This is a genomic window from Streptomyces sp. RK9 (genome assembly GCF_045070545.1).
Taxonomy (GTDB): Bacteria; Actinomycetota; Actinomycetes; order Streptomycetales; family Streptomycetaceae; genus Streptomyces; species Streptomyces alboflavus.
Window position 1 is genome coordinate 3,901,306 of record NZ_CP173703.1, and the last position, 18,892, is coordinate 3,920,197.

At 73.3% G+C, this 18,892-nt stretch carries 14 protein-coding genes; 9 read left to right on the forward strand and 5 right to left on the reverse strand.

Annotated elements, in window-relative coordinates; all coding sequences use genetic code 11:
* Nucleotides 1-137 precede the first annotated feature (137 nt).
* The 6 genes from AB6L24_RS16165 to AB6L24_RS16190 all read left to right on the forward strand — a co-directional run bounded on the left by AB6L24_RS16165 (nt 138) and on the right by AB6L24_RS16190 (nt 9,198).
* Entirely contained in the window at nt 138-2,096 is a 1,959-nt protein-coding gene (locus AB6L24_RS16165; RefSeq protein ID WP_405655958.1) for a hypothetical protein, read from the forward strand.
* Nucleotides 2,089-4,893 carry a hypothetical protein gene (locus AB6L24_RS16170; RefSeq protein ID WP_405655959.1) on the forward strand — a complete coding sequence of 935 codons (2,805 nt, stop codon included), beginning with the start codon at nt 2,089-2,091 and terminating at the stop codon, nt 4,891-4,893. Before AB6L24_RS16165 ends, AB6L24_RS16170 begins: the two co-directional genes overlap by 8 nt.
* A 4-nt stretch (nt 4,894-4,897) precedes the next feature.
* Nucleotides 4,898-5,809: a hypothetical protein gene (locus AB6L24_RS16175; RefSeq protein ID WP_405655960.1), complete on the forward strand. Its 912-nt coding sequence runs from the start codon at nt 4,898-4,900 to the stop codon at nt 5,807-5,809.
* Nucleotides 5,806-6,477 (forward strand): vWA domain-containing protein, encoded by a 672-nt coding sequence (locus AB6L24_RS16180; RefSeq protein WP_405655961.1) that lies wholly within the window; start codon nt 5,806-5,808, stop codon nt 6,475-6,477. The genes AB6L24_RS16175 and AB6L24_RS16180 overlap by 4 nt, the downstream gene beginning before the upstream one ends.
* A 78-nt stretch (nt 6,478-6,555) precedes the next feature.
* Entirely contained in the window at nt 6,556-7,449 is an 894-nt protein-coding gene (locus AB6L24_RS16185; protein WP_405655962.1) for a protein phosphatase 2C domain-containing protein, read from the forward strand.
* A gap of 6 nt (nt 7,450-7,455) precedes the next feature.
* Complete coding sequence (locus AB6L24_RS16190) at nt 7,456-9,198, forward strand: hypothetical protein (protein WP_405655964.1); 1,743 nt, start codon at nt 7,456-7,458, stop codon at nt 9,196-9,198.
* A gap of 16 nt (nt 9,199-9,214) precedes the next feature.
* Here the strand turns inward: AB6L24_RS16190 and AB6L24_RS16195 are convergent, their stop codons facing one another.
* Nucleotides 9,215-10,675, reverse strand: a complete 1,461-nt coding sequence (locus AB6L24_RS16195; RefSeq protein ID WP_405655965.1) for a M4 family metallopeptidase — start codon at nt 10,673-10,675, stop codon at nt 9,215-9,217.
* Nucleotides 10,676-10,832: 157 nt separating this feature from the next.
* Between AB6L24_RS16195 and AB6L24_RS16200 the strand changes: the two genes are divergently transcribed.
* Complete coding sequence (locus AB6L24_RS16200; RefSeq protein WP_405655966.1) at nt 10,833-11,309, forward strand: VOC family protein; 477 nt, start codon at nt 10,833-10,835, stop codon at nt 11,307-11,309.
* Nucleotides 11,310-11,330: 21 nt separating this feature from the next.
* On the opposite strand, the gene AB6L24_RS16205 is transcribed toward AB6L24_RS16200, so the two are convergent.
* The gene (locus AB6L24_RS16205) at nt 11,331-12,020 is read right to left on the reverse strand and encodes a TetR/AcrR family transcriptional regulator C-terminal domain-containing protein (protein WP_405655968.1); all 690 of its coding nucleotides are present in this window, start codon (nt 12,018-12,020) and stop codon (nt 11,331-11,333) included.
* Nucleotides 12,021-12,235: 215 nt separating this feature from the next.
* On the opposite strand from AB6L24_RS16205, the gene AB6L24_RS16210 reads away from it, so the two are divergent.
* Nucleotides 12,236-13,606 (forward strand): FAD-dependent monooxygenase, encoded by a 1,371-nt coding sequence (locus tag AB6L24_RS16210; protein ID WP_405655970.1) that lies wholly within the window; start codon nt 12,236-12,238, stop codon nt 13,604-13,606.
* 7 nt (nt 13,607-13,613) lie between these two features.
* Here the strand turns inward: AB6L24_RS16210 and AB6L24_RS16215 are convergent, their stop codons facing one another.
* Both AB6L24_RS16215 and AB6L24_RS16220 read right to left on the reverse strand, forming a co-directional pair.
* On the reverse strand, nt 13,614-14,603 hold the full coding sequence (locus tag AB6L24_RS16215; protein WP_405655972.1) for a hypothetical protein: 990 nt from the start codon (nt 14,601-14,603) through the stop codon (nt 13,614-13,616).
* A gap of 131 nt (nt 14,604-14,734) precedes the next feature.
* Nucleotides 14,735-15,499, reverse strand: coding sequence for a YoaK family protein (locus tag AB6L24_RS16220; protein WP_405655973.1), 765 nt, complete (start codon nt 15,497-15,499; stop codon nt 14,735-14,737).
* A 264-nt stretch (nt 15,500-15,763) separates the two neighbouring features.
* On the opposite strand from AB6L24_RS16220, the gene AB6L24_RS16225 reads away from it, so the two are divergent.
* Nucleotides 15,764-16,954, forward strand: a complete 1,191-nt coding sequence (locus AB6L24_RS16225; RefSeq protein WP_405655974.1) for an acyl-CoA dehydrogenase family protein — start codon at nt 15,764-15,766, stop codon at nt 16,952-16,954.
* A 12-nt stretch (nt 16,955-16,966) separates the two neighbouring features.
* Here AB6L24_RS16225 and AB6L24_RS16230 read toward each other — a convergent pair whose 3' ends face one another.
* The gene (locus AB6L24_RS16230; RefSeq protein WP_405657191.1) at nt 16,967-18,553 is read right to left on the reverse strand and encodes an MFS transporter; all 1,587 of its coding nucleotides are present in this window, start codon (nt 18,551-18,553) and stop codon (nt 16,967-16,969) included.
* Nucleotides 18,554-18,892 lie beyond the last annotated feature (339 nt).

Genomic DNA, 18,892 nt, shown 5'->3' on the forward strand with positions numbered 1-18,892 from the left:
TGAAGGTCTGATGTCTATCAAAATCATGAAAAGTGCTTCAGGCTGAATGGCCTGGAGTCGCCGCCCACCCACCGGGGCCGGCGGCGTTCCGCGCGTTCGGGGTGGTGCTCCCCGGACGCCGAGGGGGGAGGCACCCGATGGGGGACACATACCTGGTCAGGAAGCTGGAGAAGCTGGAGGCGAGCCTGGAGCGGCTTGCGCTGCCCGCTGAATCGCCCGTGCTCGTCGACCGGATCGACCAGCTGAAACACGTCCTTGAGCGGATGCGGCACACCACCGCCGGTGAGGTGAGGATCGTGGCCCTCGGGGCCAACTCCTCCATGAAATCGACCACGTTGCGCCTGCTCCTCGGCCGCGACGACATCTTCTCGGTGGGTCCGGGCGCGGTCAGCGCGGTCTCCACGGAGCTGCGGCTCGTCCAGGACGAGGGGCCCATGGGCCCGCCCGAGTACACCGTCGTGACGCTCACCGAGGAAGGCGCGCGCCGCAGGGCCCGTCGTCTGCTCGACCTGGAGGAGGACGATTCCCGGAGCCTGGAGGAGTTGAGCCACGTCGCGCATCCGCACGTCGGTCTCGTCCAGGAGATGCTGGAGGCCGTGGACCGGCTCGGCTACGGCGAGACCTTGACCATGAAGCAACTGGAGGCCCGTGAGGGCTCCCTGACGTTCAGCAGGGGGCGTGGCACCCCGCTCATCGCCCGGGTGAGCGCGCGCTTGCAGGTCCCTGCCGAGGTGTGGCCGCTGGACTGGGCGGCGGGCCGGTCCGTGGTGATCGTCGACACCCCAGGCACCCGCAAGGGCGGCGCCCTGGAGGACGTCGTCATCGCCGAGACGCAGAGCCGCGCGCACATCGCCCTGCTCACCGTGGCCTGCGGCGGCGGCACCCAGTTCACGACCCCGCGCACCGCGCCCGACCCGCACTGCGTGTTCGTCGCCACCCGCCTCGACGCCGTCGACAACCCGGGCAACGCGAACTCCCTGCACGTCCTGGAGACGTCCATCGCCTCCATGGTGCGTGACATCGCCGCGGACGGACGGCCCGGCCGCGAGACCCGCGTCGCCGCCGTCAGCGGGCCGTGGGCAGCGGCCGACGAGGCCGCCTGGAACGCCTTCGACCCGGACAACCCGCACATCTGGAAGAGCACGCAGCCCGCGCGCGAGCAGTGGCGCGCCGCCGCCTGGGACCCCTCCGGGCCGACCGGCGGCCACCTGCGCGTCGCCGTCGAGGGCGCCCTCGCCGACGGCGGCGTCGGCCACCTGCGCGCCCTCATCGCCGAACTCGCGGACAAGGACACGCGACACGTCGACTCGCAGGAGTTCGAGCAGCTCATCGAGGACGGCATCCGGCTGCTCAAGGAGGCGGGCGGGCACGTCCCCGTCGCCGGGAAGCTCAAACTCCAGGAGGCGGCGGCCCGCGACGACGCCCGCCCCATCGCCGACCTGCGCCGCATCGCCAGGGAACAGGCCGACACCGCCGTGTACGCGGCCGACGCCTGGTCGGAGGTGCGGCTCGCCCTGGAACCGACCGGCACCGGGGGCAGGGCGGACGGCGACGCGCTCCAGCCGCTGCGCGGGCTCGACGTCGGCGGCCTCGCCGCGGCCGCCATCGACGGGACCCGGACCGAACTGACCGAGGCCCTGGAGAGCTGGTGGGCCTCGCACACCCGCCAGGACTTCGCCGACGCGGCGCCGTGGGCCCGGCTCACCGCGCCGTCCGGAGCCGACGCACACGACGGCCCGCAGCAGCCGCGCGCGGACGCCGACGCCGAGGAGGTCGCGCAGGTCGACACCATGGCGGGGCGCCTGCTGCACCAGCTGGCCGGACGCCGCGGCGCCGACGGCGGCACCGGCCACCGCCCGGCGGCGCGGCTGTACTTCCGGCAGGTCGCCCGGGTCCGCGAAGAGCTGGCCCGGCTCCTGGAACGACGGCTGATCGACAAGTTCGAACCCGCCGTCGTCCAGACCCAGAAGGCACTCGGTGAACTCCTCGTCCAGCAGCGGCTCGCGCTCGTGAGTGCCACCGGCCCGGTCGCCGTGCTCAACCAGATCGGGGCCGAGCTGCAGCAACTGTCGACGGCGAGGGCGGGAAGTGCCTGATGAGCGGCCGTCGCTGGAGCTCTACGGCCGCTCCGGCAGCGCGGGCCTCGCGCTGCGGCGCGGCACCGTTCCAGGGCGCATAGAGCGCGTCGACGTGCTGGACGGCTCGGCCGTCGTCAGCACGACCACCTTCACGCCGCCCGTCGACGGTGCGGCGGCCGACGCCGACCTCGTCCTCACCCCGTGGCGGCGCAGGCCCACCGCGCCCACGGTCGTCGTCCACTACCGCCGCCACCAACCGGAGTCCCGCGTCCCCGCGCCGTCGGCACGCGGCAGCTTCCGGCTCGACCCGGAACAGATCGGAGACCGACCCATGACCCAGGCCACGCCTGACGGCGTTCCCGCTCAGACAGAGGGCCCCGACCTCATCGGTGCCTTCATCGACTTCGGCACCAGCCGCGCCGTGTGCGGCGTGTTCGACCGCCGCCGGGTGAGCGGAAGCGACGCCGCGCTGCCCGCCGCCGGTGTGGAACGAGCCAGGAGCCTGCTGCCGGTCCAGCTGTTCGCCACCGACGACTCGCCGGACCCGGCGCAGGAGATCGAGGACCGCACCGTCGGCATCCCCCGGATCAGGGGAGAGGCCTGGCGAGAGGTCTTCGGCTGCGCACCCCTGGACGTGCACCACGTCAGCCACACCAGGCCGCGCACCAGCGACCTGGTCGTGACCGGTGACAGTGTCGACTTCGCGTCCGACGCCACCGGGGAGCGCGTCCGGGGCGTCAAGCGCCATCTGGCCGACCTGGAGCGCACAGTGCCGGGCACCGAACTGAGCGGCCGTGAGCTGTTCCGCCGGGTGTACGCGCGCTTCGCCGAACTGGTCGCCGCCGAGTTGGAAATGCCGCGCGCCATCGGCACGTTGAGCGTGACCTTCCCCACCAAGCTGCCGCCGGACAAGCGTGACGAGCTGCTCGACGTGCTGCGCACCCTCGCGCCCAAGGTGGAGATGAACATCGACGAGGCCGTCGCCGCCGCCGGGTTCGCGATGATGAAGCGGCTCGGCGCGGACTTCCTGCTCGGCGTCGAGGCGTTCACCCTCAACGCCCGCTGCCCCGAGGGCGGCCGCGCCTGGGAGCAGCCGCACGAGTGGGCCAAGGCCCGTGCCTGGCACGAGAACCTGCTGGTCATCGACGTCGGCGGGGGCACAACCGACTGCGCTCTGATCAAGGTGGCCATTGTGGACGCGACCCCGGCGTCCGCCGGTGACAGCCCCGGCCGGTTCTACAAACTCCAGCCGCAGGTCCTGGCCTCGGGCGGTCGGCTCAACCTCGGCGGGGACCGCCTCACCGCCCAGCTCTTCAAGCTCCTTCGCGGCAAGCTCGGGATCAGGCAAGGCGACACCCGGTTCCAGGGCGTGGAACAGGCCGCGCTCCGCAAGCAGCGGTTCCACGCCCTGTGGGAGGCGGCCGAAGCGGTGAAGCGGCAGGGACTGAGGGGCGAGAACCCGGCGACGGTGCGGATCTGCCCCGTCGCCCCGGGCGGCGCCGCGCCGGACTCCGGTGCCGTCCCCTTCGTCTGGCCGGTGTCCCCGGACGACGCGGCCCCCGCCGAGTTGCCCGCCGCGGAGGTGACCGTCACCGCCGACGAGATCGCCGAGCAGCTGCGCGACCTCGTCGCGGAGATCGCCTGGCTGGCCGGCGGCATCGCCCGCGGCGGCCTCGACGTGTCGGGCGGCGGTCGCGAGAGCGTCGACCGCGTGCTGTTCTCCGGCGGTTCGATGCACTCCGCCGCGCTGCGTCGCGGCATCGAGGACGGGCTGCGCCGCCGCTTCGAGAGCGACCAGCTCGCGCCCACCTTCGAGGTCGAGTTCGACGCGGAGTTCGCCAAGACCGGCACGGCGGTCGGCGGCGTGTACCTGGACGCGGTGGCCGACCTCAGCCCGGACGCCGACGACCCCGAGGTCATCCCCGAACTGCTGCGCGGCATCTCCTACTTGGACGTCGACGCCAGCCGTCTGTACGTGAACCTGGCGGCCGACTTCCACCTCCGCAAGGGCTCCCAGGAGACGTATGAGGAACCGGTGTTCAGCCGGGGCCAGCGCCTCGAACTCGAACCCGGCGGCCGTGCCTACGCCGAGGGCCGCTCGACCTACCCGGTGCGCGCCGTCCTCGCCGTGCACCGCTACGACGTCTCCAGGGACGACCGACGCGACGCCGACTCGCTGTGGGCGACCCACACCATGAAGGTGCACGAGGCGGACGCGCTCGCCGCCGCGGGCGTCAACGTCCGCTTCGAGATCGACCAGGAGGAACGCATCACGCTCCTGCTGTGCAAGGGGACACCGGGCTGGCTGCTCGACGACGTCGCCCCGGCCGACACCACCGACGTACCGCACGGCCTGGTCGCCCCGCCGGAGCGCGAGGGCGCGCCCGCGACCCTGCGCTACTCGCTCTACCAGGAGGTGTACCAGGTCGGCGTGGGCCTGCGGGAACGCGAGCCGCTGGCGTTCGCGGGCGATCCGGTCCCGGCGGGCGGACTCCTGCTGCACGTGGCCGCGCGGCGGATCACGCTGTACTGGGGGCAGCCCGGCGCGGGGGCGGGGACCGGGGTGGAGCGGGACGCCGGGCCGGACCCGGCGCATCGGGAGTTCGGGACCCTCGCCGACGTGCCCGAGGGCTACGTCTGGGTGTCCCTCGACGCCACCGGCACGCTGCGCTTCCACAAGGAGCGGCCCCGCCGCCGTACCGTGACCGCGCCCCTCGACCTGATCGACGCCGCAGACGGCGAGGTCTTCGAGGAGGTCATGAAGTCGGGCCTCTTCTACGACGAGAGCAAGGACCCCTTCAGTGGCACCCTCTGACTCCGTGAAACCCGCCGAAGGCACCCGGCCCGACGAGGCCCGCACCCGGGGAAGCGACCCCGAAGACGGCACCGGAAGCGCCCCCGACACCGCCCCCACTCCCCTCGTCCGCGCCCTCTGCGACGACCTCGCCACCGTCCTCGGCACCCCCGTCGACCCCGCCGACCTGCACCCCCGCCACGACGGCGCGGCGGCGCCCCTGCTCGGCCTGGTGGGCGTGGCCGCCGCCGGGCCGCGCCAGGTCGCCTGCCGGCTGCTCGCCGAGTGGGTGCGGGCCGGCACGGCCGAGCGCGGCGAACAGCCCGAGCTGTGGGGGCCGTCGGCGGTCGACGTCGCCACCCTCCGGCTCGGCGGCGAACGGCTGCTGCCGGGCCTGATCCTCACCCCGCTGCCGTCCGGTCTCGCGCCGCGCGAGGCCGTGGAGCGGCTGCTGCCGACCGTCGCCGAACTCCTCGGCGCCATGCGCGGGGTGGCCCTGGTCGACCGCACCCGGGCCACCACCGTGCCGGGCTGGTCGGCCCGGCTGCGGCTGCTCGCCGAGTACGACGCGCTGGGCCCGGCCGCGGCGGCCACCGGCGACCCGGGCGCCTGGGTGATCGCCGCCCACCACCTGGCCGCGTCGGCGTTCGTGCCCGAGGCGGCCGAGGGCAGCGTCTGGGCCCAGCTGATGGCGGCGGTGCGGACGCACGCCGTGCGCGCCCTCGCCGAGCTGGGGGAGGCCAGGGAGGGCGAGGGCGAGCTGGACCGCAGGGGCTCCGCCGACTTCACCGCGCTCGTCGACATGGAGCGCAGCGTGACCCTCGACGGCTATCCGGCGCGCTCCGGCAACGTCCTCCAGGTCGTACGGCTGCCGCGGGAACGCGCCGGACGGACGGAGAAGGCCCTGGTGCTGCTCGCCCCGAGGAGCGGCGGATGAACGTCCTTCCGCTGTACGTACTCGCCGACCGGTCCGGGTCCATGGCGGAGACCGCCGGGTCCGTCACCGCGATCGAAGTCGTGAACACCGTCCTGCGCGAACTCCTCGCGCGGCTCGCGAAGGACCCCACGATCCGGCGTGCGGTCCGGCTCTCGGTGATCTCCTTCGCCGAGGACGCCCGCGTGGACCTGCCGCTCACCAGTCTGTCGTCGACGACGGCCGTGCCCGACCTGGAGGCGTCCGGGCCGACGTCGTTCGCGGTGGTCTTCGAGGCCACCGCGCGGACCGTCGCGCACGACCTGGCCGCGCTCGGCCCCGCGGCGCGACCGCCGCTGGTGTTCATGCTCACCGACGGCCGCCCCACCGCCCACCGCGACCGCGCCGGAGGCTGGTACTCGGAGCATCAGGCGCTCCTCGCCAGCGCCGGCGCGGGGCGGCGGGTCCTGCTCGTGCCCTACGGCTACGGACGTGTCGACCCCCGCACCCTCGCCTCCATCGCCGCCGACCCGAGCGCCGCCTACCTCGCGGGCCGCAGCGACTCGCCCGCGCAGGCCATCGAGCGCTTCGCCGAGCTGGTCTTCGGCTCGGTGGCGCGCAGCGTGGCGATGGACTCCGAGCAGGTCGTGCCGCCACCGGGGACGGAGCGGCCCTACGAAGAGGACTACTGACCGAGGACTGCTGACCGAGGACTGCTGACCGAGGACTGCTGATCGAGGACTTCTGACCATGGACGAGGACCACTGACCATGTCCGACTTTCCGGCTGTCGACGCCATGGACCAACCCTGGTACGAGCCCCCGCTGTTCACCGGCGACGCGGAGGCGGCGCTGCCGCTGCTCGCGTACGACGGCGGGCAGACGGGCGCGGTCACGGTGCGGGCGGGCGCGGCGGCCGCCGAGACCTGCCGTCCCCGGGACAACTGCAACGACGCCTTCGCCCTGTGGTCCGACGAGGCGACCGGCATCTGCTTCCTGGCCGTCGCGGACGGCGTGGGCCGCTCGGAGGACGCGGGCCGCGCCGCCCGCGCCGCCGCCCGGGTCGCGGTGAAGGCGTTCCGCGCGCAGTGGCTCCCGGCGCCCGGCCTCTCCGGCGACCACCTCGCGGACCGGGTGCGCGAGACGGTCGCCGACGTCGCGGTCACCCTCGACTCACTGTCCCGGCGGCGCACCGGCGGCGGGCACGAACACGGCGAGTACCGCACGACGCTCGTCGTGGCGGCGCTGCCGACGAGGATCCCGCCGGGCGGCGGCGTCGCCGCGGTGGTCGCCCGCGTCGGGGACTCCACCGCGTGGCGGCTGCGCCCCGGCTTCCTCGCGCCCGTCTTCCCCGGCCGGGCCGAGGACCTCACGCCCACCGCCGCCCTGCCCGGCAACTACGCGGCCCTGCAGATCCAGGTCCTCGACCTCGGCGACGGCGAGGTCCTCGCCCTGACCACCGACGGTCTTGCGCGCGACGGCCGCGACGAGCAGGTGCGGGCCTTCCTGGGGCGGCTCTGGGCGACCCCGCCGACCCCGCTGGAGTTCCTCGGCTCACTGGCCGTGCGGCGCAACGACCGCAGCGACGACCGGGCCGCCGCGGTCGCCTGGCTCGGCCACCACGAGGCGGGGCCCGACGGCACGTTCGGCTCCGGCACGGGGTGAGGGCCGTTGGACGTGAACCTCGGCTGGTGGCTCGTGCTCGTCGTCGCCGCCGCGCAGCTCCTCGCCGAGGTGGTGCGCCGCGCGATGGACGCGGCGGCGGCCGACGCGGTGCGGTTCGCCGCCGCTGCCGCGGAGTTGCGGCGGCGCGCGGACACCGGCGGCGGCACCACGCGGGGCGCGGAGCTTTCCGGACACGCCCACCGGCTGCGCGGTCTGCGGTGGCGGGCCCGGCGCCGCCGCGCCGCCGGGTGGCTGCTCCTCACCGCGGTCTGGGCGGGCAGCCAGGCGGCGTGCTGGCTGTGGGACGTCAACGCGCGCTGGCCCGAGCCGAGGCGCTGGGACGAGGACGTCGTCGTCGGCCTCGCGCTCGGCGGCCCCGCCGCCCTGCTGCTCGCGCTGTGGGCGACGGCCCGGGTCGCCGGGCAACCCGCGGCCCTCGACCGGTCGGTGGCCTTCCTCGTGTACGTGGCTGCGGGCGCTCTGCTCGTCGCGGGGCCCGCGGGGGCGGACGACGCGGCCGAGGGCACGACGGCGAGCGTCGTCGTGATCGCCGTGTCTCCGCTGGTACGCCGGGTCGTGGCGACGGTGCCGCGGCGCGCGGGCCCGGTGGCGCTCGGCGCGGACGCCACGGCCCTGGTGGACACGATCGACCCGCCCGCGCGGCTCGCGCCGCAGGCGACACCGGTCGGGGTCCGGCCCGGCACCCCGCCCCCGGGCGCGTCCGTGCGCCCGTCAGACACTCTGCCCGACATCCCGCTCGGGTCCCTGGCGCACACGTCCCGCATGCCCCCGGTGTCCCCGCGACCCACGCCCGCGAAGCCGCTCGGGACACCGGAGAACAGCCGGTCACGGCCGGGCTTCGGACCCGCCCCGCCCGCCCACGGCTACCCGATGATCGACCTCGTGCCGGAGGCCGGACTGTGGAAAGGAGACCCCCCGCCCGGGGCGCCGCCGCACATCCGCCGGGCCCGCGCCGCAGGCTCCGCCGAGCAGTTCCTGTTCAAGCAGTTCGACGAGGAGAGCGAGGCGGGCCCAGCGGGCGGCGGGGAGCGGCAGCGCAATCCCGTCCGCGCCCTCGCCCCGTACCGCGAACTCCTCTCCCGGGTCGGCACGTTGCCCACACCCCGGCGCCGCGCCGCCGACCGCGTCCTGCTGTGGCCGCGCGCGGTCGTCGGCGACGGCGAGCGGGCCGTCGGCGTCCTGTACCCGCCGCTCGCGGCCCCGTTCCTGCTCCGCGAGGGCGGCGCGCAGACCGGCGACCACCTCCTGGCCGAGGAGCCGGACTACGCCGGCTGCCAGGTGCCCTCGTCCCTCCAGCGCGCACAGCTCCTGCTCGACGTGGTGTCGGCCCACGCCCTGCTGCACGCGATGGGCCTCGCGCACGGCGACACCAACTGGAAGAACTTCGTGTACGGCGTCGAGGCGGGCCGGGGGCGCGGACGGCTCATCGACATCGACAGCGTGACGCCCCTGGACGACCCGCGGCCCGTCCTGATGCACCAGCCGGACTGGGGCGACGACCCGCGCATGCCGCCCCTGGTCCGCGACGTCCACCGGGTGGCGCTCCTCGTGGCGCGCCTCGCCGGGCCCGTACCGGACTGGGACGCGCGCCAGCCGCCCGTCCAGGGCGAGTTCTGGTTCACGCCGTGGCTCGGGCAGCTCACCCGGAACGCCCTGGCGCGGCCGGAGGAGGCCACGGCGGAGGAGTTCGCCGCCGCGCTGACGGAGGCGCTGCGGGGCCGGGGCTGAACCAGGAGCCCCGCACTCACCGTTCCGGCATGCGCACCCCCACCCGCTCCCACGCGTCGAGCACGGCCCGGTGCTCGACGCTCCCCTCGCCGTACCTGCTCACGGCGGCCACCGTCGTGAAGTGCGCCCAGTCCTCGAAGAGCAGAGCCCGGCCGACCGCGTGCACGGTCAGCGCGTCCCACCAGATCATCCCGGCGCGCTGCCACGCGTACCCGCCGAGGCGCTCGGCGACGAGGTAGAACGCGTGGCCGGGGATGCCGCTGTTGATGTGGACGCCGCCGTTGTCGCGGCCCGTACGGACGTAGGCGTCCATGGTCGCCGCCTGCGGGTCCTTGCCGATGGCGGCGTCGTCGTACGCGGTGCCGGGTGCTTTGAGGGAGTGCAGCCCGACGCCCCGGACGCCCGGTGCGAGCAGGCCCGCGCCGACCACCCAGTCCGCGTCCTCGACGCCGAGGCCTGCGGAGTACTGCTGGACGAGCTGCCCGAAGACGTTGCGGAGCGAGACCGCGAGCGCACCGCTCTGCCCCGCGTGGGAGAAGAGCCCTCTCATCTCGCGCACCCCCATCCAGATGCCACCGGCGACGACGTCCAGGCACTGGCTGAACCGCCCGAAGGTCTGGCCGTCCCCGTCGCCGAGGACCAGCAGCTCCCCGTTCCAGTACAGGTTGGTGAAGCCGTCGCCGTAGTGCACGACCGCGGTCATGGGCCGCCGGACCAGGGGGGCGCGGCCCAGGACGGCACGCGCGAAGGCCGAGGTGGCGAGCATCGCGTCGTACGTCTCGTCCACCACCGGGTCGCCCGTCGGTGGCTGTCCGGTGCGCCGGGCCACGGCAAGTCCCGTGGTCTCGCGGCTGTGCCCGGCGTCGTACACGACGTGGTCCGCGTCCTCGACGGCGGCGGGCTCCGCAGCCGGGGACTCGGTGACGAGGCGCGCCACGTCCTCCGGGGCGAGGCGCGCCTGGAGTGCGAGCGGGACGACGCCCTGGAGCAGCCAGGTGAGCGCGTCGGTCTCCTCGACGGGCGCCGGGTGCGAGCCGTCGAGCAGCCCCGTGGCCTCGCGGACGAGCTCGGGCGGGATGCGCGCCATCGCGGCGACCTCTTCGAGGGCCCGCACCAACTGGCGTACGGCCCCGTTCAGGAGCCGGTCCCGGACGGCGTCGCCGAGGCCGCCCGCCGCGAGCACGGGGGCGATCTCCAGGGCCTCGTACCCCTGGTGCACGGCGACGAAGGCCGCGCTGCCGCGCCTGCGGGCGATGATCGCGGCCTGCTCGTCCCAGGCGGTCCGCGACAGTGTGGGCGCCGTCCAGTGGCCGGTCTGCCGGAAGTAGGCGACGGCCGCGCTGTTCCTGGCCAGCTCGGCGTAGATGAGGCGGGCGGCGGTGCGGGTGTTGCTGCGGTGGCTCAGCATCGCGCCGCCCCCGCCGAGCAGACCGCCGCCCACGGTGGCGATGACGGTGCTGATCAGACCGCTGTCCATGGTCCGGCCTCCCCCCGACGTGCCCGGCCCCTGGACGCATCATCGGGGCGCGGAGGAGGGCGGCCAAGACGTCGGGGCGTCCGGTGGCGATGAGTTTCGACCGGAGCGAGGGTCAGTACAGACAAGCGAGGGTCCACGCGGACGACAGGAGAGCGCCATGCCCAAGATCACGCCCAACCTCTGGTTCGACACCCAGGCACTGGAGGCCGCCGAGTTCTATGTGTCCGTCTTCCCGAACTCCAAGGTCACGAACGTGTCGTACTACGGCGAGGCAGGTCCGCGCCCGGCCGGTACCGTCCTGACGGTCGATTTCTCGCTGGACGGCCAGGACTACACCGGCATCAACGGCGGACCCGAGTTCACCTTCGACGAGGCCGTGTCCTTCCAGATCGGCTGCGCGGACCAGGAAGAGGTCGACCACTACTGGACCAGGCTCACCGCGGACGGCGGCGAGGAGAGCCAGTGCGGCTGGCTCAAGGACAAGTACGGCCTGTCCTGGCAGGTCGTCCCCGACGAACTCATCACGCTCGTGACCGACCCCGACCCGGAGCGGGCGCAGCGGGCCATGGCGGCGATGCTGCGGATGCAGAAGATCGACGTGGCGACGGTGCGGGCGGCGGCCGACGGGGCCTAGGCCCGGCGCGCGGAGCAGGGGCTAGGCCGACCCGGGCCCCACGAGCAGGTCGAGGCCGTGCTCGAAGCGGCCGTCGAAGGACGGGTCGCGGAAGTACGGCGCGAGACGGCGCAGTGACGGGTACTCGCCCGACTCCAGCGCGTGGGTGAAACGGGGGTCGGGCGTCTCCGGCAGCGACTGCTCCTCCTGCGTCAGGCCGAGGACGAAGTACAGCAGGCTCCAGGCCGTCCACGCCGCCTCGCGCTCGCGGGCGGCGCCTGCCGGGCCCGCTGCGTCCGCCGGGTCCGTCCGGTCCGCCTGGAGGCCCGCCAACAGTGCCGTCGTGAGCGTTTCGGCGAAGCGGAGCGTGGCGGGCTCGGCCGCGTAGGTGCCCGCCACGATGCGCGCGCCGTCCCGGTGCGCGAGCAGCGCGCTCCGGTAGCGGCGCATGAGTTCACGCGCCCGCGCCCGCCACTCGTCCGGCAGCCCGTCGAGGGAGATCTCGGCGACGATCGCGTCGGCCATCAGCTCCAGGAGCCTGGCCTTGGTCTTGGCGTGCCAGAGCACCGTGTTCATCCGCACGCCCAGGCGCTCCGCCGTCGCCCGCACCGAGAGCCCGTCGGCGCCCTTGTCGGCGAGGACGTCGAGAGCCGCGCGCGCCACGGCGCCGGGCGTGAGCCCCGCGCGGTGGCCGCTCTCGGTCCGGGCGGCCTTCCCTTGCTTTTTGGTCACTGACCTAGTCTACTGACGCTCAGACGACTTGGTCACTGACCAAGTGCGACGCGAAGTCGCTGGCCAGGTGCGACGCGAAGTCGCTGGCCAGGTGCGACGCGAAGTCGCTGACCAAGTGAGACTCGAAGGGGAGGCCCCGTGGACACGGAGCACGCAGCAGCAGCGACCCGCCGAAACCGGCAGCACCCGCACGTCCTCATCGCCGGAGCGGGCCCGTGGGCCTCTGGCTCGCCGCCGAACTGCGGCTGGGCGGCGTGCCGGTGACCGTCCTGGAGCAGCGCGCCACGCCGTCCCCGCACTCCAAGGCCCTCACCGTGCACCCTCGCACCCTGGAGGTCCTGGCGTGCCGCGGCGTCGTCGAGCCGTTCCTCGCCGAAGGCATGCGCCTGCCCGACGGGCACTTCGCGGCCCTCGACCACCGCCTCGACTTCGGCGTCCTCGACACGCCGTACCCGTTCACGCTCGCCCTGCCGCAGGCCCGCACCGAAGCGCTCCTGGAGCAGCACGCGCGCGCCGCCGGCGCCGACATCCGGCGCGGCCACCGCCTGACGGGCCTGACCGAGCATGCGACGGGCGTGCGCGTCGACGTCGAGGGCCCGAGCGGCCCGTACGAGGCCGAGGCGGTGTACGTCGTCGGCTGCGACGGCACCCGCAGCACCGTGCGCGACGCGGCGGGCATCGGCTTCCCCGGCAGCGACGCCACGGTGTGGGGCTGGCTCGGCGACGTCGTCCTGGACGCGCCGCCCGCCCGACCCGTCCTCAGCGTGTCGACGCCGCGGGGAGGACTGCTCTGCGTGGGCCTGCCCGGCGGCGTCCACCGCTTCGTCGGCCACACGCCGGAGGATCAACAGCAGGACTGGCCGGGGGAGTTGACTTTCGAGGAGCTGCGGGCGAAGGTCCTGCGGATCAACGGCGACGACCTCGGCATGCGCGACCCGCGCTGGCTCTCGCGGTTCGGGAACGCGGCACGGCAGGTGGAGACATACCGCAAGGGCCGGGTGCTGCTCGCGGGCGACGCCGCGCACATGCACTTCCCTGCGGGCGGGGTCGGCCTCAACGTCGGGGTGCAGGACGCCGCCAACCTCGGCTGGAAGCTCGCCGCGACCGTGCGCGGCGACGCCCCGGACGGGCTCCTCGACACATATCACGCCGAACGGCACCCGGTCGGCGTCGAGTTGATCGGGACCACCCGCGCCCAGACGGCCCTGATGACGGCGTACTCCGGCGACGGAGCCGCCCTGCGCGATCTGCTGAGCGGCGCCATCGCCGCCGTACCGGAGTTCTCCCGGCGGCTCGCCGAAGGGCTCTCGGGCCTCTCGGTGGCGTACGCGGCCGACTCCGGCAGTCACCCGCTCACCGGGCGGCGCGCCCCGAACCTGCGACTCGCGGGCGGGCGCGCCCTGTTCGACCTGCTGCGCCCGGGCCGCCACGTCCTCCTCGACCTCGACGGCGCCGGGCACGCCGATGGCCCCTCGCCGGACGTCGTCGTCCACGAGGGGCCCCTGGCCGAGGCCCACCCCGACTGGGTGGGGGTGGGCTCGGCGCTGATCCGGCCGGACGGGCATGTGGCGCGGGTCCGGGTGTGAGGGTCCGTCAGCCGAAGGCGACCGAGCTGGTCTTGTTGTCGAACCCGATGGTCGCCAGGTCCGCCACGTCCCCGTTGATCACCTTCGACTCGCCCTTGCAGTTCGCCTTCGACCAGAGCTTCAGCGAGCCGCTCGCCGAGATGGACGACGCCACCTTCGGGCGCGCCACGTTCTGGCAGCCCTCGCCCGCCACGCCCTGCGCGACGCCATTGCCGGGGAAGTCGGCGTCGTCGAAGAGGATCGCGCTGGTGGCGGGGGCGGCGGCCTGGCCGCCGCCTGCGTCACCGGTCCCCTGGTCCGAGCCCGCGCCGCCGGTGCCCTCGTCGGTGCCCGTGCCGCCGCCCGCGGGCTGCCCCGACTTCTGTCCCTCCGGTGTCACGCCGAACCACGTGCCGCCCACGCCCTGGCCGTTGGTGTCGCCGGGCTTGGTGTCCTTGCTGAAGCGGTAGACGGGCCAGCCGCCGATCGTCACCTGGCGCGTGCCGTCGTCCCGCTTGATGACGCCCACGGCCGACGGCTTCACGCCGTCGACGAAGATCTTGCCGCCCGGGTCCACCAGGACGGGGGGCCAGGTGGTGGCGCAGGCGCCGGCGCAGTTCGACTTGGACGGCTGCGCGGTGTCCTTGTCGAAGCGGTAGAGGGTGAAGCCCGAGCCGTTCACCACGACCGGGTCGAGGTCGCCCGCCCGGCCCGCCGACAGCTGGACCCACTTGCGCTGCACGGGCTTGGTGGCGGGCTTGCCCGGAGGGTTGGCCCAGTCGCCGGTGCGCCGCTGGGCGTTGTTCTGCTCGGCGGTGCCCGAGCGCAGCGACAGGTCCATCGCGCCGTCGCCGCCGCCCGACTGTCCGTCGGCGGCCGGGGCGTTGGACGCGGGGGCGTCGCCCGCGGCCTTCGAGTCGCCGCCGTCGTCACCGCCGCCACACGCGGTCAGGAGCAGCACGCCCGCCGCTGCGAAGGACGTGAAGAGCATGGCCGGCCGGGTGTTCTTGCTGAACATGGGAGGTCTCCTAGAGATGTCGTCGCTCGGTCGCCCGGGCTTTCGCGGGCCTTCGAGGCGTGAGTACGAGCGCCGCACTCACGCCTGTTCAGCCTTCTGAGGGCTGTGACCAAACCGAGACAATGTCTAAGCTAGGAGTGAGTCCTGAAGTTGCGCTTGCCGGACCGACCGCCCGACTCCCCACCGGTCCCCTCCGGCCTCTCGCGGTACACGCAGGCCACAGCCGTCACCGCCGCGGTCCCCGCGAGCAGCGGCCAGCCGATCCCGTGGTGCAGAACCAGCCAGGCTCCGGGCAACGCCCCCGCGATCATCGCGAGGGTCGCGCCGATCCTGCGGACGGCGAGCCGGTCCGCGCCGCCCGCGAGCCGGGACTCGACGGCGAGCCCGGTGAGCGTGCGCGTCAGCACGGTCGTGGTCAGGTCCGGGACGTTCAGCTTCAGGACGGTGCCGTTGCGCAGCCCCATCGCGAGGGCGAGCAGCGCGATCAGTACGTACGTGGCGTCGGCGGCCCCCGCGAACGCCAGGACCGTCGTGACCCCCAGCAGCACCGCCTCGCCGACGAGGGCGGCCCGCACCCACGGCACCCGGCGCCGCCCCCGGAACGCCCGCGCGAGCCGCCCCGCCCCGGCCGCGCCCACCAGGAACGCGCCGAGCGACACCAGCGACCCGGCGACGGAGAACCCGGGCGCCCCGGCCGCGGCGAAGCCGATGACGACGACGTTGCCGGTCATGTTCGCCGCGAAGACCCGGCCGAGCCCGAGGAACGTGACTGCGTCCACGAAGCCGCTGACCGCGGTGAGCGCGAAGAGGGCCAGGGCGAGGGGGTGCCGATTGCCGACCCGCGGCCCGGGTGTCTCGGTGCCCGCGTCCGTCGTGCCCGGCTGATCGTTCGTCATGCGGCCAGCCTCTCAAGGGGGCGTGGCGCACCGGGGCTGCGACTCGAGGCGGCGGGGCGCGCCGGGGCCGCGACGAGACCGCGCCTGCGCCGGAACCCACCCGGAACGCCCCGCACGGCTACCGGCCACCAACTCCCCGCCCCCGGACCGCCCCCGACCTCCTCTCCCCACCCCCCTTCCCCCTTACTGAAACACGTTCTACTCTGTCCGCCGTCAAGCCGCAGCGCCTCGGCAGGGTCGGGCGCAGGGACGACAGGAGGGCCCGTGCACCTCGAATACACCCCCGAGCAGCAGCGGTTGCGCACCGAACTGCGCACGTACTTCGCCGAGCTCGTGCCCGGCCGCGCGTACACCCGCTACGCCGAGCCCGCCGCGCAGAAGCGGTTCTACCGCGAGACGATCCGCCGCCTGGGAGCCGACGGCTGGCTCGGCGTCGGCTGGCCGGAGGAGTTCGGCGGCCGCGGTCTGACGCCGATGGAGCAGTTCATCTTCTTCGACGAGGCGGCGCAGGCCGGGGTGCCGTTGCCGCTCATGGCCCTGAACACCGTGGGCCCGACGCTCATGCGGTACGGCACGGACGAGCAGAAGGCGTACTTCCTGCCCCGGATCCTCTCCGGCGAGATCGACTTCGCGATCGGCTACAGCGAGCCGGACGCGGGCACCGACCTGGCGGCGCTCAAGACCCGGGCGGTCCGGGAGGGCGACGAGGAGACCGGGCACTACACGGTCGACGGCCAGAAGATCTGGACGACCAACGGCGACACCGCGGACTGGGTGTGGCTCGCGGTGCGCACCGACCCCGATGCGCCGCCGCACCAGGGCATCACCATGCTGCTCGTGCCGACGTCCGACCCCGGCTACTCCTGCACCCTCATCAACACCCTCGCCTCGCACGACACCACGGCGAGCTACTACGAGAACATCCGCGTGCCCGTCTCCCGCCGCGTCGGCGAGGAGAACAAGGGCTGGCGCCTGATCACCAACCAGCTCAACCACGAACGCGTCACCCTCGCGGCCCACGGCACGATGGCGATCCGCGCCCTGCACGACGTCCAGCGCTGGGCCGCCGAGACCAAGCTCGCCGACGGCCGCCGCGTCATCGACCTGCCCTGGGTGCGCCGCCGCCTCGCCCAGACCCACACCAGGCTCGACGCGATGAAACTCCTCAACTGGCAGATGGTGAACGCCGTCCAGGACGGCACCCTCACCCCCCAGGACGCCTCCGCCGTCAAGGTCTACGGCTCCGAGGCCCGCCGCGACGCCTACGCCTGGCTCATGGAAGTCATCGCCGCCGCAGGCGCCTTGAAGGAGGCCTCGGCAGGCGCCGTCCTCCACGGCGAACTGGAACGCGGCTACCGCTCGGCGGTCATCTTCACCTTCGGCGGCGGCAACAACGAGATCCAACGGGAGATCATCTCGTGGATCGGCTTGGGGATGCCGCGGGTGCGCCGCTGACATCGACGCGGGTCAGCCCGGCGTCGCCGCCGAACTCGCGTCGGGGCTGCGGGCCTCTTCGTGGTCCGGCTCCGGCCTCGGCCCCTTCTTCTTTCCGCCGGCAGGCAAGGCGATCAGCAGCACAACTGCTCCGAGAAGTGCGATGCCCGCGATCCAGCCCGCGCCGACGTGCATGGCGTGGATGAAGGCGTCATCGGCAGCCTGGGCCAGCGAGGGCCGATGGTCAGTGGTGGCCACGTGGCGGGCCTGTTCGGCGGAAATCCGTGCCTGATCCTGTACCGGACCGGGTGTGCCGTCCAGTGAAGGTTCGATCGTGCGGCGGTACGTGATCGACATGATCGTGCCGCCCACGGCGATTCCGATCACGCTGCCGGTCTGCCGCACGGTGTTGGTGACGGCTGATCCCGCACCGGCCTGTTCCAGCGGCAGGTCGCTGATCAACGCGGCCGTGACGGGGCCGATGACCATGCCGACCGCGAGGCCCTGTATCAACAACAGGGTCTCGATCCAGATGAGTGGGGTCTGGAGTCCGAGGAACCCGTACCCGCCCATGGTCAGCGCGGCCACGGTCAGCGCCGGTACGGCGACAAGGCGGAGCGGCAGGCGGCGGACGAGGCGCGAGGCGAGGGGCGCCCCCACGAGCGCGCCGACCGCGGTCGGGATGTTGGCAAGACCCGCCTTCATCGGTGAGAACCGGAGCGCGCCCTGCAGATAGAAGGCGTTGTAGAAGGTGACGGCGGCCACGCCGAAGAGCAGCAGTCCGAGCGCCACATTGCCGCCACCGAACGCCCGTCGTGCGAAAAGCCGCGGATCGAAGCTGGGCGCCTTGACGCGCAGTTCGACGAGCACGAAGACGGCCAGCAGCGCCAGGCCGACGACGATCGGCGCAAGGACGTCGGCACGCGTCCACGCCGCCACCTGCCCCGCCCGGATCAGCCCGTAGGCCAAGGCGACGAGCCCGCCGATCGAAAGCAGCATTCCGGCGGGGTCGAGAGGGCGTCGCGTGGGGCTGCGGAAATTCGGCACCAGCACGGCGAGCCCGACCAACGTCAAAGCCGCGACCGGGACATTGACCAGAAAGACCGAGCCCCACCAGAAATGGTCGAGCAGGAACCCGGCAAGCACAGGTCCGGCGGCCATTCCGACACCGGCCGACGTAGAGAAGACACCGATCGCGGCAGCCCGCGCGGGGCCGCTGAAGGTCCACATGAGGATCGCCATCATGGCGGGTGTGATCAGCGCACTGCCCATCCCCATGACAGCCCGAGCAGCAATCAGCTGCCCCACGTCGCTTGCGTACGCCGCCCACAGCGAGGACCCCGCGAAGGTCACCAACCCACTGGAGAACACCGTCCGATGACCGAAGCGATCACCCAGCGCACCTGCGGTGAACATCAACGTGGCGAAGGCCAGCGTGTACGAACCCGTCGCCCATTGCAGCTGACCGGGATCGGCTCCAAGCCCACGGGCCGGGTCCGCCAGGGTCTCCAGCGTCGTGCTGAGGACGGTATTTTCCAGCCAGATGAGCAGCGAACACAGCATGAGAACAGCAAGAATCAACTGCTGCCGGGACTTCGGCAACGCGGGAGGCACGGTCATGAACACCTTCGGATATTGATCGGCGAGAACGTGAACGCCAGGACCATAAATAAATTCGGCAACGCCGTCAAGCTTGAATTACTTCACCAAAACCATTGCGTCTGAACGGACTTCGTGCCCACTGCTTGATTTGCGCACCGAGAAACTTTGTGCCCTCCAGTGAATTTACGAGTCGGGGAATTGCATGTCTTCTGGAGAGTTGCGGCGGCGCGGACTTTCTGCCCTCAGCCGGCCTGGCGGAGGCTTTCTGCGGCTGGATGCGGCGCTGAGCCTCGTCGGCCGCCCGGGGGTCGAAGGGAAGGCGTCGGACCCCATCCCCCAGGGAAGCCTGCCCGTGAT